Here is a 20,432-nt window from a genome sequence, read left to right as displayed (position 1 = left end):
TTCTTCTGAAAAACAGAGGCAAAATGGCTTACGAGCACGAGTCGAACCTGACCGGCGCCTATGACCGCGCCCCGCAGTTTACGCTGTGGGACAGCGTGCTAAACCGTGAGGGCAAGATCGGCCAGGCGGCCGAGATGGTCGAGGCCCAGACCATCCTTCAGCGGAAGATCCGTTCGATCGGCAATCTGATCGCGCGCGACGGCGACCGCGTCGAAGGCGCCGACATCATCATCGACGTTGCGGCCGAAACCGTCACGCTGATCGCTGGCAAGCTCTATGTGGCAGGCCGCGTTCTCGACGCGCCGGCGGCGGTGCTGACAGACGTGCCGATGACAGGTGCCGTGCACATCGGGGTGCGCCTGCTCAAAACCTATGTGACCGAACTGGAGGAGCCCGCTCTCCTCGGCCTGATGCCTGGCTCGCTCTCCGAGGGGGAAGCCGGCGCCGCCCGCGTCGTGTACGCGCTCGCCTGGGGCTTCTCCGGCGACGGCGGCGTGGGCGACCTCTACTCGGTCTACCTGTTGAAGGACGGCGTCGCGATAGACCAGACGCCGCCGCCGAACCTGACCGGCATCAACGCGCAGCTCGCGATCTACGACTTCGACGCCAACGGAAACTATATCGTGTCCGGCTGCTCCGTGTCGGCGCTGGGCAAGGATGGCGCCGACCAGGTCTTCTCGATCGCGGAGGGCGTTGCCAACATCAAGGGCCAGAAGCGCACGCGCTATGCGGCGCTGCGCCACCGCGAGACGGAAAGCTTCGATCTCTTCCGCATCCCGACCGAGGTTCACACCTTCGGCGCCAACCCGACGGTCGTCACGCTCAACCATGGGCCGATCGCCACCATTCGCGAAGTCCTGGTCGAGAAGGAGGTGACCGATACGGTCGTTCGCGGCGGCACCCGGAACGGGTCCGACGCGCTGGCCAACACTGGCGTCACCGCCATCCTCGAGGTGAAGCAAGGCGCGACGACCTATGCGACGCCGGCCGACTATACCAAGGCCGGCGACCTGGTGTCGTGGGCGGCCGGCGGCGCCGAACCGGCGACCGGATCGAGCTATACCGTCAAGTATCGCTATCTCGGCATCGTCTCGCCGACCGACATCACCGCGACCTCGATCACCGTCGCCGGCGGCGTGAACGGCGGCCAGATACAGGTCGACTATGACTTCAAGCTGCCGCGCGTCGACGTGCTCGGCTTGGATAGCGACGGCAACTCGGTCTACCTGAAGGGCGTCTCCAGCCGCACCAACGCGCTGCCGCCGACGGTGCCGGCCGACGTGCTGCCGCTCGCGCTGGTCGAGAACATCTGGACCGGCACGCCGAACGTCACCAATATCGGCGTGCGCGCCTACACCATGGCGAAGATCGACCGAATGTATAACAGCCTGGTCGACGCTCTGGACCTGATCGCGCTCGAGCGCCTGCAGCGCGACATCGACAGCCGCGAGCCGATCTCGAAGAACGGCGTGTTCGTCGATCCCTTCACCTCCGACCGCTACCGAGACGAGGGCGAGGCGCAGACCGCGGCCGTGTTCGGCGGCTTGCTGCGGCTGGCGATCGACCCGACCTTCCATGCGGTCAACCTGCCCGGCGTGACGCTGCTGAACTGGATGGAAGAAGTCGCGGTCGAGCAGGCTCTCGCCACCCGCTGCACCAAGATCAACCCATACCAGAACTTCACGCCGCTGCCGGCGTCGATGACGATCAACCCGCCGGTCGACTACTGGACCGAGAGCGCCACCGAATGGGCCTCCGACAGCGCGGCGGCTTTGTCGTCGCCCGTGGTCATCACCACGTCGAGGTCGACCACCGGCCGCACCACGACGACGACCACGATGACGCAGAAGGAGACGATCGAGAGCTCGACGCGCGAGGAGCGGCTTTCCTATCTCAGGCAGATCTCGCTGCAGTTCACTATTCATGGCTTCGGCGCGGGAGAAAACCTGACCAAGCTCGAGTTCGACGGCATCGACGTCAATCCGGGCAGCCTTTCCGCCGACGGCGCCGGCCAGATCGTCAACAGCTTCACCGTCCCGGCCAATGTGCCGGCCGGCGCGAAGGGCCTCGTCGCCGAGGGCGCCGGCGGCTCGAAGGCTGCCGCCATCTTCGTCGGGCAGGGCACGATCGACATCGAGACACTGCGTCGCGTCGTCACCACGACCGTGCACCAGACCTCGGTGACAGCGCCGCGCGAGACCGGAGGTGTCGGCGGCGGTGGCGGCGGCAATGGCGGCAGCCGGTCCGACCCGCTGGCGCAGACCTTCACGCTGACCGAGGGGCGGCACATTGCCGGCGTCAACTTGAAGGTCTGTCTGGTTGGCGACCCGGACAACCCGATCGTGCTGGAGCTGGTCGAGGTTGCGAACGGCATCCCGACGGTCAACGTCATCGCCCAGGCGTTCTACGACATGAACGACGCGGTGATCGGGCAGTGGACCGAAATCCGCTTCCCTTACCCCATCCGGCTGGCCGGCGGCATCGAATACGCCTTTGTCGTCAAGACGAACGACGGCAATCATTCGATCAAGACCGCCAAGCTCGGCGACTTCGACGCCGAATTGCAGCAGCCAGTCGCGGCGCAGCCTTATTCGGTCGGCGTCATGTTGTCGTCGTCGAATGCCGTCACCTGGACGCCGCATCAGGACGAGGACATCTGCTTCCAGTTGATCGCGGCCAAGTTCGCGCCCGTGACGAAGATGGTCGATGTCGGCACCTTCGCGGTCGCCAACATGAGCGATCTCCTGATCCGCGCCGAGGTCGAGCTGCCGACCGCCGGGGCCGCGATGCATTTCGAGGTCGAGCTCGACGACGGTTCGGTCACCCTGCTCAACCCGGACCAGGCCTGGGAACTGCAGGCCTTCTACACCGGCAATGTCGAGGTCCGCGCCGTGCTCACCGGCTCGGCCAAGGTCTCGCCGGTGGTGTTCCCGGTGATCCTGGCGATCGAGGGCGAACTGCAGACGACGGGCACCTATGTGACGCGCGCCTTCGACATGGGGACCGGCGTCGACATCCTGTCCTACCTGAAGACCAAGATCCCGACCGGCGCGACGATCGCGCTGCATGCTGACGCTGCCAACGATGTCTGGACCCCGGTTCCGCAGGTGACGCAGACGCCGCTGCAGGACGCCGGCTGGGTCGAGCGCAAATACAGTGTCGTCGGCTTCAATGCCAATCCCGTTGGGCGCATCCGCATCACGCTGACCGGCACCCCGGCGGCGCGGCCGATGGCCTACGACTTCCGGGCGATCTCAACCCCGTAACCCTCGCTTAGGACCGCCAAATGCCTGTTGAAAACAGCACGCCGAACCGCGGCTATCAGCTTCCGGACGGCAGCAACAATCTTGCAGACGACGTCCTGCGGCTGATCGCGGCGCTCTCTGCGATCGACCTCGACATTGCCGGCCTGCTCGTCTCGGTGGCGCAACGCGCGCTGCTGGTCCACAGCCACGTCATCGCCGACACGACCGGACTGCAGGCCGCGCTCGACAGCAAGCAGGACTTGGCGGAGAAGGGCAACGCGAACGGCTACGCCGCCCTCGGCGCCGACGGCAAGGTTCCGGCCGCGCAACTGCCGGCGGCGCTTTTCGGCGCGATGTCCTATCAGGGCGATTGGAACGCCAATACGAACACGCCGACCATCCCGGCGGCAGCGGCCGGAAACAAGGGCTGGTACTACATGGTGTCCGTGGCCGGCGCGACGAGCGTCGGCGGGATCACCGACTGGAAGGTCGGCGATTGGGTCGTCTCGGACGGCACCAAATGGGTGAAAATCGACAACACCGACGCCGTGGCGTCGGTGGCCGGCCTTTCCGGCGCGATCAGCGCTGCCAGCCTGAAGACGGCCTTGGCAATTGCCGTCGCCGACATCACGGACACCTCGGCGAACGGCCGGTCGCTGATCTCAGCCGCCGACTATGCTGCGATGCGGACCCTGCTTGGGCTTGTGGCCGCCGCAACGGCCGCGACCGCGAACACTCTCGCGCAACGCGATGCCTCGGGCGACATCACAACTCGCCTGTTCCGCTCGACCTATGCCAATGGTGCCGATGCAGTGACGGGCTTTTTTGGGCGCGTCTCTTCGGACGGAACCGGCGACAACTACGCCCGCCCGCAATCCATTGCACAGACAAAAGCCATTCTCGGCATCGGGACCATGGCGAGCCGATCGCTGACGATCTCGACGTCCGCGCCAAGCGGTGGCGTTGATGGCGACGTTTGGTTTCAGGTGTAGGTATGGCCGCGTTTGCGAGGGACGCCGGTATCTGGAAGCCAATCGCCCCCAAATGGACCAGGCGTGCCGGTGTTTGGCAGAAGGTGAGAAAGGGCTTCGCAGATGTCGCCGGCATCTGGAAGCCTGTGTGGAGTTCCGACATCGCGGTTGCCTACCACGGCGCGGGTGATCCGGGTTTCACCTTCTCCGGCGTTCCGCTGCCCGAGGTCGGTCAGCAACGGGTCATGGTTGTTGCTTGGGGACAATTCAACGGCGGCAGCTTCTCTTCCGGCAATGTCATGGGGGTGGCGCTTACCCCGCTTGTTGAGTTGGGGAGCGGGCAGAGCCGCGCAGGCATAGCTGCCGCAGTGGTCAATACCGGCTCGTCTGGAACGGCATCGGTCAGCCTTACCGCTGGCGCATCAGGTGGCCCTGATCTCGGAGTGTTCAGTCTGTTTGGCGCTGACATTACGCCTCTCGCAACGGCCAGTGACGCCACGTCCCCGATCAATATGTCCCTCGATGTTGCCGATGGCGGCGTGATTATCAGCTGCGCAATGGGCCGAGGAACTCTCACCGGTGGCAATGGGTGGGCATGGTCCGAGCTTGTCGAGGATTTCGAGCGAGATACGCTCAGCAACGACTATGTGACCGGAGCACACAAAGCCTACGCTTCCGCAGCAACCGGAGTGGCGATCACCGCAACGGCATCTGGCTCCGTCGCGGACAGCGCCGGCGTCGCTGTTTCGTTCAAGCCTCAGCCTTGAGGCATCTAGTCCGAACCGTCTTCGGGATACGTCTGTGGCAGGAAAGCAAACCCTATAAAACCCGCCAGAAGGATCAGAGCGATCACGATCGCTAAGATCAGGATTGCTGTGCCAGCCATTTCCCCACCCCTTCCCCGAGAGAAACCATGCAATTTCTAGTTCTACTTATCGATGGCACTCGTTTGGTCAAGGGGCATCCCGGTTGGCGGATTGGGGACACGCCGGAGACGGCTCGGCTCTTGACCGACGACGAACTTGTCGCTGCAGGCTTCGGATTGAAGCTCGTGGATCAGCCGCCGACGTTCGATCCGGCCAAGCAAACGCGGCAGCTCGCGCCGATCGAAGAGTGGGAAGTCATGGATAGCACGGCGACCGTTGGATACGTCGTCGCTGATCTGCCGTTTTCCGCCGTTCGCGACCTTAAGCTTGCCGCCTTGACTGACAAGCGCTGGCAGGTCGAGACAGGCGGAATCGTGGTCGGTGGGGCGCCAGTCCGCACCGACGCAAACAGTCAGGCCAAGATCACCGGGGCGGTCGCGCTATTCCAGAATGATCCCGAACTCGAGACGATCGATTGGGAGGCGCAACCGAATGTGTGGGTCACGCTCGACGCGCCGACGATGCAGGCAATCGGCATCGCTGTCGGTCGGCATGTCCAAGGGTGCTTCAGCCGAGCGAAAGCCCTTTCGGTGGAGATCATGGCCGCGGCTGATCTTGCCGGGCTCGACGCTATCGATCTCGAGAGCGGCTGGCCAGGTAGCCAGCTCAAGTCTCGATCTCTCATATAACCGCCCGCTTCCAGCGGGCATTTCTATGCCCGCACTTCAACCCCACAGGAGAGACTGTCATGACCGACCCCGTCTTCGGGATCACAATCCGCCGTGACACCAACGAGGCGGCCGTGCCGTCGAATGCGCTGATGAGCGTCGTCGGCATTTGCATGCCCTTCGCCAAGGCCGCGACGGCGACACAGGCCGCCTTCGACGCGGCGTTCCCGGCCGGTGTCGCCGTCCGTCTGAACTCCAATGACACGGCCAAGCTGGCGCTCTGCGATCCTGATTCGCTGTTCGTCGACGCCGTCGAGGGCATCAATGCACAGCTCGGCCCCTACCAGATCGCCGCACAGCTCGTGGTCAACCGCGTCGCCGAGGGCGCCGACATCGCCGCCACCATCGCCAACATCGTCGGCTCGTCGGTCGCCGGCACCGGCATCAACGGTTTCGTCAATGCCGGCGCCGATCTCGGCGTCTATCCGCGCCTGATCCTGGTGCCCGGCTACACGACCCAGCAATTCGGTGCCATGACCGGCCTGACGCTTACCACTCAAGGGACCAACATGACGGTGGCGCCGGCCGTCGCGTTCACCGGTGGCGGTGCCGATCCGAACAAGGTGCTGCCGACCGCGCATGCCGTGATGGGCACCGGCCCCGACGCGCAGAAGGTCGCCTCGCTGGTCATCGACACGCCCGGAAACTATCTGTCCGGCGCGCTCACCGTCACCTTCAGCGGCGGCGGGGTCGATGCCGGCAAGGTACTGCCGACCGCGACCGCGACGGTCGAGGAACTCGCCAACGCCGTCTGCGCGGCGCTGCCGGAGGTGCTGAACAAGATCCTCGCCGTGGCGATCGTCGACGGCGCCAACGGCCTGACGAACTTCACCCAGTGGCGCGAGACCCTGTCCTCCGACCGGCTGATCCCGGTGACGCCCGGCATCAAGCGCCTCGACGCGTCCGGCGATGTCGTCACCCGCCCCGCCGCGCCTCGGATCGCCGGCGTTGCCGTGCGCCGCGACTATGAGAATGACGGCCGGCCGTTCCGCTCCTGGGCCAACCAGGCGCTCTACGGAATTGTGGGGCCGGAGCAGAACTATCGCTTCTCGCTCACCGACGGCTCGACCGAGGGGCAGGAAATCCTGGCCGCCCAAGGCGGGATCATCGTGCGCGGCGACAGCGGCGACGATTTCGCCATCGCCGATGGCGGCTTCGTCTATATCGGCACCGACAACCTGTCGGACCAGACGATCTGGCAGCAGTATCACAAGGTGCGCGGCCGCGATTTCATCGAGCTCACCTGCCTTCGTACGCTGCGGCAGTTCCTGGGCAAGTTCAACCTGACCACCCAGACCATCCAGTCGGTAGTCAACACCGTGCACGATATCCTCGCCAAGGCCGAGACGAACGGCGACATCCTCGGCTTCAAATGCCGCTTCGACCCGCAGCTCAACAACGCGCAGGATCTGCGCGCCGGGCATATCTACATCGACGCGCAGTTCGAAGAGGCTCCCGTGTTCCGCCGCCTGACCATGACCAGCCGGCCCTACGCGCCCGCCCTGCAGGCGACGATCGACGAGCTTTTGGCTCGCCAAAATCTCGTTTCTTGATCTGCCTCACGCCCCGCACCCCCGGCTTCGCCGCCTGCGGCTCCGGCGGGGCGCGGCACGAGCCGCGACGCCCAGTCGGGCTTGCGGGCTTCGCCCGTACACTCTGAAACCTCTCAAAGGGAACGCCAGTCATGGCCGAGAAACTGCTGCTGCTCGAACAGGTCAACCTCTTCGTCGGCGACCAGGACCCGGAAGATTCGAACCACATCAAGCTCCAGTCGCTTGGGCTGCCGACGCTCGAGCAGGTGACCGTCGCCCATCTCGGCGGCGGCGCCCCCGGCGAGGTCGAGTTCGGCATGAACGCCATCAAGGCGCTGCAGCCGACCTTCAAGCTCGCCGGCTTCGCCAAGTCGAGTTATCGCGCCATGGGGGTCGGCACCAACCAGCCGCTGAACTTCACCGGCTATGGCGTGCTGAAGAACAAGCAGACCGGCGACGCCTTCCAGGCGAAGACCGTCATCCGCGGCATCGTCAGCCGCATCGCGCCCGACGCGTTCGATCGCGCCTCGGCCTTCGGCCACGATCACCAGATCGGCGAGGTGACGCACTACGAACTGTCGGTCGACAACGAGGAATGGTTCTACTGGGACTATTTCACCACCCGGCGCCGGCAGTTCGGCGTCGATGAGCTGGCCAAGGCCCGCGTGCTGCTCGGGATCGAGTGATGGTCGACAGAAACGCGATCGAGGACTTCATGACGGGCGCCGACGAAGCGGCGCCCGCACCGGCCTCGGCGGTGCAGGAGGTGGACGTTGAGGCGAAGGTTGAATTCGACGACGCCCTTTGCCGCTTCCTGCCATTGCGGCATCCGATCACCGTCGATGGAGAACGTGTCTCCCGCATCCGGATGCGGCCGCCTCTGCTGGAAGACGTCGACGACTGGTCCAATGCCGAGATCAGCAACCGCGAATTGATGGCGCGGCTCTGCGAGCGGCCGTCCGGCGTGTTGAAAAAGCTCGTCTGGAGTGACGCCGAGGCTTTGATGGAGATTTTCCACCAAATGGTCCCGGAATTCGTCTTCGCAGCGCCGAAGGATGATGCCTGATGTCCAGGATGTCGGCGGAGCTGATCGTCAGCCTGCTCGATCGCGTGTCGGGTCCGGCCGCCAAGGCTCGCACCAGCCTGACGGCGCTGCAGCGGGCCGAGCGCGATGTTTACCTGGCGCGCAACAACACGCGCCTGACGCGCACGCAGGTCGCGGAGGAACGGCTTCTGGCGGCGCAGGATGCCGAGCGCCAGAGCCGCATCGCGAACCTGGCGCGGTTCGGGCGCGCCGCCGGCATTGCCACGGCCGCCGCCGGCTATGTCGCGATCCGCACGGCGCGCGATTACGCGCAGCTTGAGCGCACGATCGGGCGCATCGTCATCAATGCCGACAAGCCGGCGACCGCTATCAAGCCGACGATCGCCGTGCTGCAGGAGCTTGCCGACAAGTCCAAGCTGCCGTTCGACAATGTGGTGCAGGGCCTCGAAACGCTGATCGCCTCCGGCAGGTCGCTCGAGGAGGGGCTGGCCTTCCTGCCGTCGGTCGCCCGCACGGCGCAGGCCTCAGGCTCCGAAATGTCCGACATCGCTCTCACTGCGGACGCGCTCGCCAATTCGCTCGGCATCACCGCCGACAAGATGCAGCAAGCCTTCGACATCCTCGCTTTCGAGGGCAAGGCCGGCAAGTTCGAGTTGAAGGACATGGCGGCGGAGCTGCCGGCCATCGCGCCGGCCTTCGCGGCGCTCGGCTACAAGGGCACCGAGGGCCTGAAGCGCCTGGCCGCCATGCTGGAGATCGTGCGCAACCAGACCGGATCTTCGGCCGAGGCCGCGACCAACTTCTCCAACATCCTGCAGAAGGCCTATGGCAACGAGGTCGCCAACAACTTCAAGAAGTATAACATCGACATCCGTAAGGAGCTGGACAGGACGCGCAAGGAAGGAGGCGACGTCATCCAAACCCTGGTCGCGCAGACGCAGAAGGCGCTCAAGGGCGACCTGTCGAAGCTGCCGCTGATCTTCACCGACATCCAGATGCAGCAAGGCATGCGCGCGCTGCTGACGCAGATGCCGGAGCTGAAGAAGCATCTGGATGCGCTTGGCAGTGCGTCCGGCACCGTGGCAAAGGACTTTGCCCAGATCACCGAAGATTCCGAAGGCAACTGGCAGCAGCTGATCAACAACATCCAAAAGGCCGCGACCGCGCTTGGCGACCTGTCGGGCAGGGCGCTCAACCCGGCGCTCGAAGCGGTCAACAATCGCCTGTCCGACATAATGGCCGTCGACAAGGGCTACGAGGCTTTGCGTGGAAGCGGCCGCGATCCTCTGGCTTATGCCGCCGAATTCAAGGATCGCTACAACAAGCAGCATCCCGAATTGGGGTTCTTCGATCGCTTCACAGGCGCCTCCGGTGAGAAGGCTTTTCGCGACGCCTTGGCGCAGCTCGGCCGAGGCGAGATCAAGAGCGTCTTCGATGCGCTGCAGATGAAGATTCTCGAAGACCGGCTGACGCGCGAGCCGAACACCGGCATGGGATCCTCGACCCCGGTACCGACCGCGCGCCCGAAGCGGTGGGAGGAAATGAGCGCTGCCGAGCGACAGTTTCAGGCCATCGTCGAAGGCCGTCACGCGCCGGCCAGGAGCCGGCAGACCTACGTGCCCCCGAAGCCCGGCCTTCCCGGTATCGGCGACAATGTGGCGGGCTTCGACGCCGATGAATTCGAGCACCGGCTGCAGTCCGGCGGCGCGGATGCCGGCGACAAGATCGCCGCAGGCGGCACGCAGGCAGGCCAGAATGCGGCGCAGACCTTCAGCTCCGGCGTCGCCGGGACTGGGTCAGCCTTCGGCAAGAGCGCGGCCGCAGCCTTCATCGCCGGCGTCAGCGGCTTCCTGTCTTCGGCCAAAACGGACCTGATGCGGCCGGTCGGCTCGCTGGGCGGCAGGACGACGGGCCAGCAGGTGCAGTCCGACACGCGCGGGCAAGCGATCGACTTTGGAGGGCCGCGCTGATGCTGATGAAGATCGGTCTGGTGGAATGCGATCTCGCCTTCAACATCGACACGCATGTGCGCGAGACGACGCATGACTATGCCGAGAAGCCGGTGGTCGGCGCGATGCCGCCTCTCGAAGATGTCGGCGTCGGGTTCGAGACGCTCACCGTTTCCGGCCGCCTGATCCCCTCGAAGCTCGGCGGCCTTGGCACGCTGAACATCCTGCGCAACGCCCAACTCGCGGGCACGCCGCAACTGGTGACCCGCGGCGACGGCAGCGTGTTCGGCTTCTATGTCGTCCAGTCGGTCAATGACGAGCACACCTTCCTCGATCGCGACGGCGTCGGCCAGGTCGTCGATATCACCGTCAAGATGCAGAAGTCGGCGGTACCGGCGGCGAGCGACTTCTTCGCCTCGCTGTTCTCGCTGCTCGGCTAAAAGGCGCGCGAAAACGATTACTTTCCTTGGAACCGAACCGCTATCAAGAGCGTAGTAGACCAAATGAGGGAAGGGACATTATGGGCGGCGGCACGATTCTGGTCGTTGAAGACGAACCTCTCATCCTCTTGGAAATCGAAACCGCATTAGAGGAAGCGGGCTTCACCGTGCTTAGCAGCAGGAATGCTGAAGAAGCTCTCAGCGCCTTCGATGCCAAGCCCGAAAAGTTCAAGGCGCTCATCACCGATATTCGGCTGGGACCGGGCAAATCGGGGTGGGATTTGGCGCGACTCGTTCGCGAAGCCAATCCAACCATGCCAGTAATTTATGTGAGCGGTGACAGCGCCATTCACTGGCCTGCAGAAGGCGTTCCCAACAGCATTATGATTGCTAAGCCTTTTTTCATGCCGCAGGTCATAACCGCTCTGGCTACGCTGCTTAATGAGCAGCCGCCGGTAGCCAAGAACTAGAGCAACTACCAATCTTGGAAGATATCGTCATGACAGAGACCGTCACCGTCAGGACGGAGGGCACGACGCTGTCCGGCCTCCTGGCGCGCCATTACCGCAAGGTCTTCTCCGGCATGGTGGCGAAGACCTTCGCCCTTAACCAAGATCTTGCCCGGTCCGGTCCATATCTCCCCGTTGGTCGAATCGTGACCGTGATGACACCGGCGGAAATGGCGGCTGAAGGCGCGGCCCCTAAGCCAGTAATCGATCTCTTCGAATGACAGCGGGCGAAAGCCCGCAAGCCCGCCGGGGTTGCGGCCTGTGCCGCGCCCCGCCGGAGCCCCTGCGGCGCGTGAGGCAAAATGAGAAAAGGTCATTTCCGCGTCCTGGTTGGCGGGCAGGACGTCACCTCCCGCTTCGTGCCGCTGCTGATTTCGCTGTCCATCACCAAGAGCGGCTCCGAGGCGACGCAGTCGGCGACGTTCACGCTGGATGACAAGGACGCGGCGGTCCGGTTTCCCAAGACCGGCACGCCGGTGTCGATCGAGCTCGGCTGGGCAGGCGGCGCGATGCGCCGCTTCGAAGGCGAGGTCGACACCTCCGACTGGTCTCTTGATCGCGGCTCCGGCAGCGTTCTGACGGTCACTGCGCGCTCGGCCAGCCTCAAAGGCCAGGTCAAGCAGCCGACCGACCGCCATTGGGAAAAGACAACGCTCGGACGGGTCCTCAAGGACGCTGCCGTCGACGCCGGTCTGTCGATCAAGGTGCATTCCTCGCTTGCCGGCCGGCAGCTGGAATATGAAGCGCAGGACAACGAAAGCTTCTTCGCCTTCGCCGACCGGCTTGCGCGCGAGCACGGCGCGACGTTTGCCATCAAGGGATCGCAGGCTGGCTTCGTGCCGCGTAACCAGGGCGTCTCGGCGACAGGCCAGCCGCTGCCGACCGTCGTCATCACCCGCGGCATGGTGATTTCGGCGAGCGGCCTGACGCCGGCGACCGACCGGCCGCGCTTCAAGAAGAAGAAAGGCCGCTGGTACGACTTGCATAGAGCCAGGCAGGTGATCGAAGAGGTCGAGACCGGCGACGATGTCGAGCCTGAAGACGTGCTGCGCTTCATGGAGCCGGACGCCACCGCGGCGCGGACCCGCGCCGATTCCGATCGTATCGACGCCGCCCGGCAGAAGGGCTCCGGCACGATCACCATCGAGGGCGAGCCTTCCGCCGAGCCGGAAGGCACGGCCGTGATCCAGCTGCGCGCCGGCGTCGACGGCAGCTACACGATCGCCTCGATCACCGACACGCTCGACCGCGGCAGCGGCTACACCACGCAGATCTCGCTTGGCAACCCGCAGGGCTCGGCCGGGACGGACAGCCGCTAGGTCGAGAGCAGCCTCACCATCGTCAGCCGCCGATGCGCCAGTCGGCGTGCCGAGTTCTGGAATGCTTCCCGCTCGGATTCGAGCAGGAAATCCAGCGTCATCATATCGAGCAGGAATTCGTCGACCGCCTCAGCCAGTCCCTGCGACTTATCTTTGAGCTGAGCGAGAAGCGCACGCGCCTCTCCTACCGCGTTGGCGCCGCCGGCGTCGATCAGCGCCTCGAGCTTCCTGAAACAATCCAATCCGGAAATCCCCCTGCCGCCGCGCCCCTCAATCGCCGGCGGGCAGGAAAGTTCCCAGCGCAAAGGAAAAATTCATGACCGCATCTCGCGAGCAGGAATCGCTCGCCCGCGTGCTCGCGCATGAGGGTGCCTACAGCAACCACCCGGCCGACCCGGGCGGCGCAACGATGAAGGGTGTGACCCAAAGGGTCTATGACGCCTATCGCAGGAGCAAGGGGCTGGCGCCTCGGTCCGTGAAGAGCATCACCAGCCAGGAACTCTTCGACATCTACGATCGCCAATACTGGGACGCGGTGAAGGGCGACCGACTGCCGGCCGGGGTCGACTATGTCGTCTTCGACGGTGCGGTGAACTCCGGTCCGAAGCAGTCGATTATCTGGCTGCAGCGCGCGCTCGGGCCGCTCTACAAGGGCCGGCTCGACGGCGTCATGGGGCTCGGCACGATTGCGGCCGTCCAGGCCTGCAACGACCACGATGCCCTGATCGACCGGATCTGCGATCAGCGCCTGACCTTCCTGCAGCACTTGAAGACGTGGCCGGTGTTCGGCCGCGGCTGGTCATGTCGCGTCGCGGAAATCCGCTCGATCGGCCAAGCTTGGGCAACCGGCCTCACGCCGCTGACGGCGAGCTTTGTCGACGGCGGCCAGGCGAAAGGCTTTATCGAGGATGCCAAGGCTGCCCCATCGCCCGCACCGGCCGATGCGGCAACCGGCGCCGGTGCCGGCGGGCTTGGCATTTCCGGCTATCTGTATGATCTGCAGAACCAGCTTTCGCCGTTGTCCTACACCAGCGAATGGATCGGCAAGGTGGTCGTCGTCCTGGCAATCGCAAGTGCGCTGCTCGCGATCGGCGGTCTCGCCTGGCGCTGGTATGCGAACCGCAGGGCGAAGCGGCTCGCCGCGGCTCTTGGGGCTGAGGCGACGTAATGGAGAACCTCGCTTCCGTCTTTGCAGTGATCCTCGCTCGCGCCCTGCGCACAGTCGCTGCCGTAAGCCTGGCTCTCATCGCCGGCTTCCTCATCTGGTGGCTGCTGTGAGCGTCCTGATCAGCCTGCTTGTCGGCCGCCTCGGCGCCTCGCGCCTGGTGGCCGGCGCTATCGCCTGGGCGGCCATTGCGGCGATCGTCTCGGGCGCCGCTTTCACCGCTTACGAAGTCATCAAGCACCGCGGCGCCGAAGAGGTCCGCGTCAAGATCGAAAAGGACAATCGGGATGGAATCACAAAGGGCATTGATGCTCGCATGTCTTTTGACGACTGCATCGACGCTGGCGGCGTGTACGACTTCCGGCATCAACGGTGCGCCGGCGCTGCGGGCGGCCATCGGTAACAGCCTCGCGGGCGCGCGGGGCAAGACGCTGGCCGATCAGGACAAGATCGACAAGACGATGGCGCCAGGCTGCGCGATCGGCCTTTACACGCCGGCGGAATGCGACCGCCACACCAAGGCCAGCGCCGAGCGTCGAGCTGAACTGGGGAGGGGCGAATGAGTGACTTCAATGCGAACCTTGCCTTCTTGATCGCCGTCGTCAGCGCGGTCGCTGGCCTATGGTGGCGCATCGAGGCGGCTATCAAATCGGCTCGGGACGAGGTCAAAAAGGATGCGCGCGACGCACATGCCAGGGCAGACATGGCGATCGGCTCGGTATCCCTGCTTGCCGAGCAGCTCGCCGCGCACAAGCTTCACGTTGCCGAGACCTACATCACCAAGGCCGGCCTGCGCGAATTCCGCGACGAGGTGATGACGGGCGTGCGCGACCTGAAAGGAAGCGTCTCGACGCTGCATGAGCGGATGGACCGTTTTATCGAAGGCGATAAGATCGGCCGGCTGCGCTCGTCGGCAGACTGACGCAAAGGTCACCTACAGGAATATTATAACAGAGAACTCGCCGGGCGATGCCGCTGCAACGCGACGTTGACATGGCACAGAAAGCTTTGGCGCGCTAAGAGAAATACTTGTGCCATTGTGGAACAATTGCACGGCTTATTAGTTATCAAGGAAGCGGTCGGTTCCTCAGGAATGTAGCCGTCTCAGTGGCAACCTAAAAAGGCCCGTCGCTTACCTTATGAGATGCGACGGGCTTTTTGTTGGCTTGTAGACTGTCAGCCGGCGCGCGGCGGATAGCACCGGCCTGCGAGAAGGCACGGTTCGGACCTTATGCGTCAAGTTCAAGCGGCTCGTGTGCGGGTCTTTGATGCCAAATGACTTGGCGCAAGTCGCGAAGGTCAATGGCTTGGCCGCACAGGGGGCACAGATGGAAATGATCGACCTCGGCCGCCAGCTCGCCCCCGACCCGATTTCCGACAATCGGCGGGCCCAGATCTGAAATCCTTGTCACGGCCGTAGCCTTCTGGCCTCTCGCTCCAGGGCTTTCCGGTTGTTGCCGTGCTGGCGGATCAATTCCCTGTCTGCTCCCGGCGAAATGCGGTGTCGCTTGGCGAAGTATTCAACCTCGTACTCTTCATCCGCTGACACCCGGTCGCGATCGCCGGCGCCTGGCTTGCTTTTGTCATCTGCCATTGGGCATTCCTCCTGCCCGAGACAAACCGGATCACAATGAAAATGTTCCGGCATCGTGGAACACCTCGCATTCGACTAAGTTTGGAGCGCGGCGGCGCAATTCCCTCCCGATCTGCACAGCCGCCGGGCGGAGCCTCCCCTTCTCCGCTGGCCCGCTCCATGGCATCAGGGGCGGGCCGTTATTTTAGAGTGCGCTAACGGAACGTTTGCGGCTGTTCCATATTGAGTCAAATTAGAGTTTTGCGTTGGGATTCGCATGCTTAAGCCTGCCGGGAGAACCCGGCTGTCCTTCATCAAGCCGCTCGAGCCCGTCCAGGTCGAGACGCCGCCGGTCAGCGACGATTGGCTGCACGAGATCAAATACGACGGCTTTCGCACCCAGCTGATCCTAGACTGGGCCGGCGCGCGCGCCCTTTCGCGGAACGGGCATGACTGGTCAGCGCGCTATTGGCCTGTTGTTGCCGCGGCTGAAAAGCTGCCGGCCGAATCCTTCATTCTTGACGGGGAGATGATCGCGCCGGAGCCGGACGGCACCCCGAACTTCCAGGCCATGCACTCGCGCATGACTTGGAACGCCGAGCTGCTTGCATTTGTCGCCTTCGACATCCTGCATCTCGACGGCCAGGATCTTCGTTCCGTGCCGCTGATCGAGCGTAAGGCCAAGCTCTGGAATCTGGTGAAGCCCGCCAAGCAGATAATTCAATACAGCGACCATGTTGGGGGCGGCGGCGCCGCCTTCTTCGGAGCGGTCGAGAATATGGGCCTTGAGGGCATGGTCTCGAAACGACGCGAGAGTCTCTACCGAAGCGGGAGGGTGGAGTCTTGGGTCAAAACCAAGTGTTGGGATGTCGGCGACTTCGAGCTTTTGGGCATCAAGCGAGAGCCTGGGAAGCCCGTTGCGGCGATCGTGGCGCGCGGTGGCCGATATGCCGGAACCGCTGCCGTGACGCTTCCCAGCGGCCTCAGGGAACGGCTGTGGCAGCGTGTCCAAGAGGGCAGGGCGTCCAAGCCAGCGCAGAGGGTGCCGAGCGCCTTCGCCGATGATGTCGAGTGGGTCAAACCGGGCATCACTGGCCGGGTGAAATTCCTGCGCGGCGAACACACGCTACGCCATGCGACACTGCAGGACTTTTGGGAGGAGTGATGTCAGCTGAAGTTGTTGAGATAATTCAAGGCCTGGTGGATGCAGAAACCAAAGGCTGGGACGAGAAAGACATCGAGCCGTTCCTAGCCATGATCCATCCTGACATGGCGTGGCCATTTGCGCCGAATGCAGACGCGCATGATCCAATCGACTGGTTGTTCGTCTTAGGTCGCTTCGACGAGGAAGCCTGGCGGAAAGGCTACAACGAGCTGTTTGCCGCCCATGACCTCATCCACAATCGCCGGACCACAGCCAAGATCGAAGTTGCTCCCACGGGAGATGCAGCCTTTGCGGTCGTCGATATCGACACCCTTTGGCGAAACAAAGCAACCGGCGCCGATTTTCATTGGAAGGGACGCGTCTGCAAAATCTATTCGAAGCTCCGAACGGGTGAATGGAAATTCTACTGGCAAACCAGCGCTCTCGATTTCCCTACAAAACCCAGGAGTGGCTAAGACGGGAACGCAAATGCGGCGCCCGACCTTTAGCTCGCATGAGCGCACGTGCTTTGAAATTTCTGGACCGATGGATGGCAGCACATCTGCCAAACGTGAGCACCGACGATCCAGCGGCCATTGCCGATCTTGTCATTGAACTCCTGGCTTCTGCCGGGCGTCAGGGCATCGCGCCAAAAGAGATATACGAGGAGGTCGATAGCGTGTTTCATCTTGTGCGCAAAGCGATGCAGCACCGTGGGGGCGGCTTGGCGGGTTGAGACCCAAAACAGATGCCCAGCACCCCTGGCAGGAAAGGCGGGGCGACTTCATGAACCTAATCACTCCCCGCTTGGTTACTCCCTCGCTCGTCTTTAGATCAAAGCCCGTCGGCGCTGGTCGGCGAGCTGTTTTCTTTTCCAGTCACATCGAGCAATGCGGCGAGGACTTCGGCCGGAGCTTCGACGCCAATGAAGCTGCGAACGAGGTCAGATGCATGCCTTTCCCATTCTTGGGGCGGAAGACAACTTTCTACGACCGAACGCCGGAAGGCTTCTCGGATGACGTCAAATTCAAAAGCGGAAATGAAATTTGCTGAGCGCTTGCTCATGGCTTCCTCCCTGCGGAATTGGGCGAAAGCACCTGAGTTGACTTCCAAGCGCCCGTTTGCCGTCAAAGGTGCGGGCGACGACAGTACCTTACACCCGCACTATGACGTGGTCACTCTCATTTGTTGTACTACTCTGGAAGAAGAAGACGACCGCCGAGCGGGGCGGGGGACCTGGGTGTGTTTCGACGGTCGTCGGAGGACGGGGGGCCATAGAGTCAGCAAACTGCGTTGCGATCGGCCCTGACTCAACATGTCATTGATTCAACCCGCATAAAATAACAAATGTTGTGGTTCTCTCCAAAGCCTGTCGACACACGGCGGACTTTACCCGACGCCCCCTTCTCGCGAGCGGCGGTATCTCAACAGCCGGCGTTCAAAGAGCGCCGCCCCTCTCAGGCTCCCCCGGACATAACTTCAACCCTGAGGCGCTTCATTGCTTCCCGACCTTAGAGGAGATTTTCTCGCACCTTTTTCTCGCGAGTTGCGGCAATATCTAAGCGCGGCCCTAAATGCCTCGGCTGCCAAGTCGCATTTGCGCTTGGATGGACCATTGCTCTGAATGACAATTTCGGCCTGCCTGGTTGTCAAACCGTGCTTTGCCGCGAACTCGTCTGGGTCGTAGGTTTCCGTCCAGCGCGACCGCTTCACACCTTGCATCTTACCTCCGCGGTAACGAAATCGTGAGAAGCAAACGCGGGGCCGTTCATAAGGTTTCAGATGAATGTCGGAAGCCTCAACCCGGCTGCGCACCAGAGCCGGCTTTCTCCTCGGCGGCTTATAGGGAGGTCACCACGCTCTTGGTCTCTTTTCGTTCTGCATTCTCGAATGGCGGGCAACTTACATAGCCAGGGCTATGGCCAGCTAGAACCCTGCCGCGCTCACGAGCCTGGAGGCTGTAGAACGGCCCGGCAGCCATCTTGCTTCGGGGGGAAGTGGTGACGCACCGCCGGGCCGAGGTGGTCCGGGAGTGGGTAGCCAAAACCCCGGACAGCGTTAACCATAGCGTCACGGCGGGCGATGGCAATTGTTGATTGGATCAGTCGAGCCACACTACCCGCAACTCGGGAGCGGCTCTGGGACCCAAACAGATGCCTGTCATCCCAGGCAACGGGATGGCGGGCATCTATCTAGCTGCTACCGACGAGGAAGGCCTCGCCGCACTGAGCGGTGATCATCGCTGGCCCTTGGCCATTTACGCGGTACTCATTTACTCACGAGAGATGCCCGTCACCCCGGCAACAGGGATGGCGGGCATCTATTCACTCTGCACTGCCGACGATGAAGGGACATTGCTCGCCGGCTCTATCAAATGATGCAGCGAGGCGAAAGTTTCAGCACAGGGACCAAAGCATCAGCCTATCCGACTTCGGTCGCATCGGCCTGAGGGAACCTTCCTACAGTGTCCCGGTTGAGTGTCGCGGCGTGTGTCTCCGGCACGAGGTTCACCCGCCGCGCTGGGGCGCTCCCCCACGGGAGCCCGTTCGACCCCCTCAGGCGAGCGGGCTCTTGCTTTCGCCCGACACCAGCCCGAAAGACCTCTACAAGCGGACTAACTTCCTGGAACCTTTGTCCCTTGCCTAAGTTCGGTACCTAGGCGCCGCTATTATAAGCGACGCGTCGGGACGGCTTGTCGGCCTCCCATTCGGGAGAATTGGAGCTGCTGACGCCCCCAGCGGAGGCCCCGGCAAAGAGCCCGTCCCCTCACACCGGGCGGGCTCTTTCAATGTACTGACGGCTTATATTGAAGAGCTTTTCAAATGAACAACTATACCGTTGAAACCATGTCGGGCATCGACGTGGTCACTGTTGCCTACGCGAAAACGACCTCACCGAAAGCAGCCGCTGAATGGGTGACCGGCCGAAACGTACAGGACAGGCGAGACGAGTCCGAATGGGTTCGCGTCACCGACGACACCAACCGAGCGGTCTACAAATTTGCCTTCAAATAGGGGAGACCTTCACCGCCAGAAGACAACGGAGCCGGCCAGCGCAGCCATGAGAGCGCACTATGATGCTGTGTTTTTCCGCTTCTGGACGGGTTTCCTTGGAGTGACGGCAGGCGCTTGGGATGCCTGCGCCAGCCTGGCAGCGCGCAACCGCTCTGTCTTGGCAGACCTTGCCGTCGCTTCAAGATCGACAATCTGCCGGGCGATGCGCGTGGTCGCATCGGTCTTGGCTTCTGTTCGGGATGGAACCGGCTTAAAGATACCAGCGGGAAGGGACTTCATTTTTCTCCTTAACCGAAAAGGCCGGGCAAAGCCCGACCTTCTCAAACGCGCCTCTGCGGCCAATGCCAGTACATCCGTGGTCAAAGGCCCCTAAGGCGCTGTGACTAGGCGGCTTGCAGGTTGTCGGCGGAGCTCTTGCCGGTGCGAGCATCCTTCACCACGTCAAAGCTAACCTTCTGGCCTTCGACGAGAGAACGCATTCCCGCGCGCTCCACGGCCGTTATATGAACGAACACGTCGGGCTGGCCATTGCCCTGCTCGATGAAGCCGAAGCCTTTCGTGGAATTGAAGAACTTTACCGTTCCAGTGGTCATTGCGATCTCCTTTCAAATCGACGCAAAATTAGGCTCGCTCGGCAAATGCCAAACGATGCAATTTCGAAATTGAGATGGAAGATCGTAGGAGCGCAGATTGCGCCAGAACAACGTTCGTTCAGCAAGATCGATTTAGAAGATATAACGCTCAATCCCGTCGGAGGCAAGGGCAGCGATTTAATACTGCCCGCGAAGCGACAAAGGGATTAGTCGACAGTCCGAAAGCCAATGTGACAGCGGGCTGTATGTTTCACCGTACGGACCTATGCGCGCGGTGACAGGGCTTCGGTCGTACCTAGCGGTCGGCTGTGTGCCCGAACTCGGAACGAATGGATAGAG

25 protein-coding genes are annotated in these 20,432 nt (G+C 62.9%); 20 read left to right on the top strand and 5 right to left on the bottom strand.

Annotation, left to right across the window (positions count from 1 at the left end; all coding sequences use genetic code 11):
• Window positions 1-23 precede the first annotated feature (23 nt).
• From CK224_RS09695 to CK224_RS09640, 12 genes are all read left to right on the top strand, one after another.
• On the top strand, window positions 24-3,266 hold the full coding sequence (locus CK224_RS09695) for a DUF4815 domain-containing protein (protein ID WP_095781604.1): 3,243 nt from the start codon (window positions 24-26) through the stop codon (window positions 3,264-3,266).
• A gap of 20 nt (window positions 3,267-3,286) precedes the next feature.
• Window positions 3,287-4,237, top strand: a complete 951-nt coding sequence (locus CK224_RS09690; RefSeq protein WP_095781603.1) for a hypothetical protein — start codon at window positions 3,287-3,289, stop codon at window positions 4,235-4,237.
• Between the two features lie 2 nt (window positions 4,238-4,239).
• Window positions 4,240-4,983, top strand: coding sequence for a hypothetical protein (locus CK224_RS09685; RefSeq protein WP_095781602.1), 744 nt, complete (start codon window positions 4,240-4,242; stop codon window positions 4,981-4,983).
• Window positions 4,984-5,222: 239 nt separating this feature from the next.
• Entirely contained in the window at window positions 5,223-5,771 is a 549-nt protein-coding gene (locus tag CK224_RS09680; protein ID WP_176477896.1) for a DUF4376 domain-containing protein, read from the top strand.
• Between the two features lie 59 nt (window positions 5,772-5,830).
• Window positions 5,831-7,363, top strand: coding sequence for a phage tail protein (locus CK224_RS09675; RefSeq protein ID WP_095781600.1), 1,533 nt, complete (start codon window positions 5,831-5,833; stop codon window positions 7,361-7,363).
• Between the two features lie 131 nt (window positions 7,364-7,494).
• Window positions 7,495-8,028 (top strand): phage major tail tube protein, encoded by a 534-nt coding sequence (locus CK224_RS09670; protein WP_095781599.1) that lies wholly within the window; start codon window positions 7,495-7,497, stop codon window positions 8,026-8,028.
• Window positions 8,029-8,057: 29 nt separating this feature from the next.
• Window positions 8,058-8,408: a phage tail assembly protein gene (locus CK224_RS09665; RefSeq protein ID WP_176477895.1), complete on the top strand. Its 351-nt coding sequence runs from the start codon at window positions 8,058-8,060 to the stop codon at window positions 8,406-8,408.
• Window positions 8,408-10,357, top strand: a complete 1,950-nt coding sequence (locus CK224_RS09660; protein ID WP_095781597.1) for a phage tail tape measure protein — start codon at window positions 8,408-8,410, stop codon at window positions 10,355-10,357. The genes CK224_RS09665 and CK224_RS09660 overlap by 1 nt, the downstream gene beginning before the upstream one ends.
• Entirely contained in the window at window positions 10,357-10,776 is a 420-nt protein-coding gene (locus CK224_RS09655) for a phage tail protein (protein WP_095781596.1), read from the top strand. The genes CK224_RS09660 and CK224_RS09655 overlap by 1 nt, the downstream gene beginning before the upstream one ends.
• An 80-nt stretch (window positions 10,777-10,856) precedes the next feature.
• Complete coding sequence (locus tag CK224_RS09650) at window positions 10,857-11,246, top strand: response regulator (RefSeq protein ID WP_095781595.1); 390 nt, start codon at window positions 10,857-10,859, stop codon at window positions 11,244-11,246.
• Window positions 11,247-11,275: 29 nt separating this feature from the next.
• Complete coding sequence (locus CK224_RS09645) at window positions 11,276-11,506, top strand: tail protein X (protein ID WP_095781594.1); 231 nt, start codon at window positions 11,276-11,278, stop codon at window positions 11,504-11,506.
• A gap of 81 nt (window positions 11,507-11,587) precedes the next feature.
• The gene (locus CK224_RS09640) at window positions 11,588-12,604 is read left to right on the top strand and encodes a contractile injection system protein, VgrG/Pvc8 family (RefSeq protein ID WP_095781593.1); all 1,017 of its coding nucleotides are present in this window, start codon (window positions 11,588-11,590) and stop codon (window positions 12,602-12,604) included.
• Here the strand turns inward: CK224_RS09640 and CK224_RS09635 are convergent.
• On the bottom strand, window positions 12,601-12,846 hold the full coding sequence (locus CK224_RS09635; RefSeq protein WP_245425853.1) for a hypothetical protein: 246 nt from the start codon (window positions 12,844-12,846) through the stop codon (window positions 12,601-12,603). The genes CK224_RS09640 and CK224_RS09635 overlap by 4 nt on opposite strands.
• Window positions 12,847-12,920: 74 nt before the next feature.
• On the opposite strand from CK224_RS09635, the gene CK224_RS09630 reads away from it, so the two are divergent.
• The 3 genes from CK224_RS09630 (at window position 12,921) to CK224_RS09620 (ending at window position 14,691) form a co-directional block, all read left to right on the top strand.
• Window positions 12,921-13,772: a glycoside hydrolase family 108 protein gene (locus tag CK224_RS09630; RefSeq protein WP_095781592.1), complete on the top strand. Its 852-nt coding sequence runs from the start codon at window positions 12,921-12,923 to the stop codon at window positions 13,770-13,772.
• A 284-nt stretch (window positions 13,773-14,056) separates the two neighbouring features.
• The gene (locus CK224_RS30720; RefSeq protein ID WP_176477894.1) at window positions 14,057-14,332 is read left to right on the top strand and encodes a hypothetical protein; all 276 of its coding nucleotides are present in this window, start codon (window positions 14,057-14,059) and stop codon (window positions 14,330-14,332) included.
• Window positions 14,329-14,691, top strand: a complete 363-nt coding sequence (locus tag CK224_RS09620) for a hypothetical protein (protein WP_095781590.1) — start codon at window positions 14,329-14,331, stop codon at window positions 14,689-14,691. The genes CK224_RS30720 and CK224_RS09620 overlap by 4 nt, the downstream gene beginning before the upstream one ends.
• 486 nt (window positions 14,692-15,177) lie before the next feature.
• Here the strand turns inward: CK224_RS09620 and CK224_RS09610 are convergent, their stop codons facing one another.
• On the bottom strand, window positions 15,178-15,363 hold the full coding sequence (locus CK224_RS09610) for a DUF3606 domain-containing protein (protein WP_095781588.1): 186 nt from the start codon (window positions 15,361-15,363) through the stop codon (window positions 15,178-15,180).
• A 256-nt stretch (window positions 15,364-15,619) separates the two neighbouring features.
• Between CK224_RS09610 and CK224_RS09605 the strand changes: the two genes are divergently transcribed.
• The 3 genes from CK224_RS09605 (at window position 15,620) to CK224_RS09595 (ending at window position 17,222) form a co-directional block, all read left to right on the top strand.
• On the top strand, window positions 15,620-16,507 hold the full coding sequence (locus CK224_RS09605) for an RNA ligase family protein (protein ID WP_095781587.1): 888 nt from the start codon (window positions 15,620-15,622) through the stop codon (window positions 16,505-16,507).
• Window positions 16,507-16,962: a hypothetical protein gene (locus CK224_RS09600; protein WP_095781586.1), complete on the top strand. Its 456-nt coding sequence runs from the start codon at window positions 16,507-16,509 to the stop codon at window positions 16,960-16,962. The genes CK224_RS09605 and CK224_RS09600 overlap by 1 nt, the downstream gene beginning before the upstream one ends.
• A gap of 74 nt (window positions 16,963-17,036) precedes the next feature.
• Complete coding sequence (locus CK224_RS09595; RefSeq protein WP_245425849.1) at window positions 17,037-17,222, top strand: hypothetical protein; 186 nt, start codon at window positions 17,037-17,039, stop codon at window positions 17,220-17,222.
• Between the two features lie 98 nt (window positions 17,223-17,320).
• Here CK224_RS09595 and CK224_RS09590 read toward each other — a convergent pair whose 3' ends face one another.
• On the bottom strand, window positions 17,321-17,551 hold the full coding sequence (locus CK224_RS09590; RefSeq protein ID WP_095781584.1) for a hypothetical protein: 231 nt from the start codon (window positions 17,549-17,551) through the stop codon (window positions 17,321-17,323).
• A 1,112-nt stretch (window positions 17,552-18,663) separates the two neighbouring features.
• On the opposite strand from CK224_RS09590, the gene CK224_RS09580 reads away from it, so the two are divergent.
• Entirely contained in the window at window positions 18,664-18,864 is a 201-nt protein-coding gene (locus CK224_RS09580) for a hypothetical protein (protein WP_141245798.1), read from the top strand.
• A gap of 444 nt (window positions 18,865-19,308) precedes the next feature.
• The gene (locus tag CK224_RS09575) at window positions 19,309-19,500 is read left to right on the top strand and encodes a hypothetical protein (protein WP_095781581.1); all 192 of its coding nucleotides are present in this window, start codon (window positions 19,309-19,311) and stop codon (window positions 19,498-19,500) included.
• Between the two features lie 57 nt (window positions 19,501-19,557).
• Here CK224_RS09575 and CK224_RS09570 read toward each other — a convergent pair whose 3' ends face one another.
• On the bottom strand, window positions 19,558-19,779 hold the full coding sequence (locus CK224_RS09570) for a hypothetical protein (RefSeq protein ID WP_082953730.1): 222 nt from the start codon (window positions 19,777-19,779) through the stop codon (window positions 19,558-19,560).
• A 104-nt stretch (window positions 19,780-19,883) separates the two neighbouring features.
• Window positions 19,884-20,093: a cold-shock protein gene (locus CK224_RS09565; RefSeq protein WP_067320803.1), complete on the bottom strand. Its 210-nt coding sequence runs from the start codon at window positions 20,091-20,093 to the stop codon at window positions 19,884-19,886.
• Window positions 20,094-20,432: the final 339 nt, after the last annotated feature.

It is taken from the genome of Mesorhizobium sp. WSM3862 (assembly GCF_002294985.1).
Taxonomy (GTDB): domain Bacteria; phylum Pseudomonadota; class Alphaproteobacteria; order Rhizobiales; family Rhizobiaceae; genus Mesorhizobium.
This window is presented reverse-complemented; position numbering and strand designations above follow the sequence as displayed.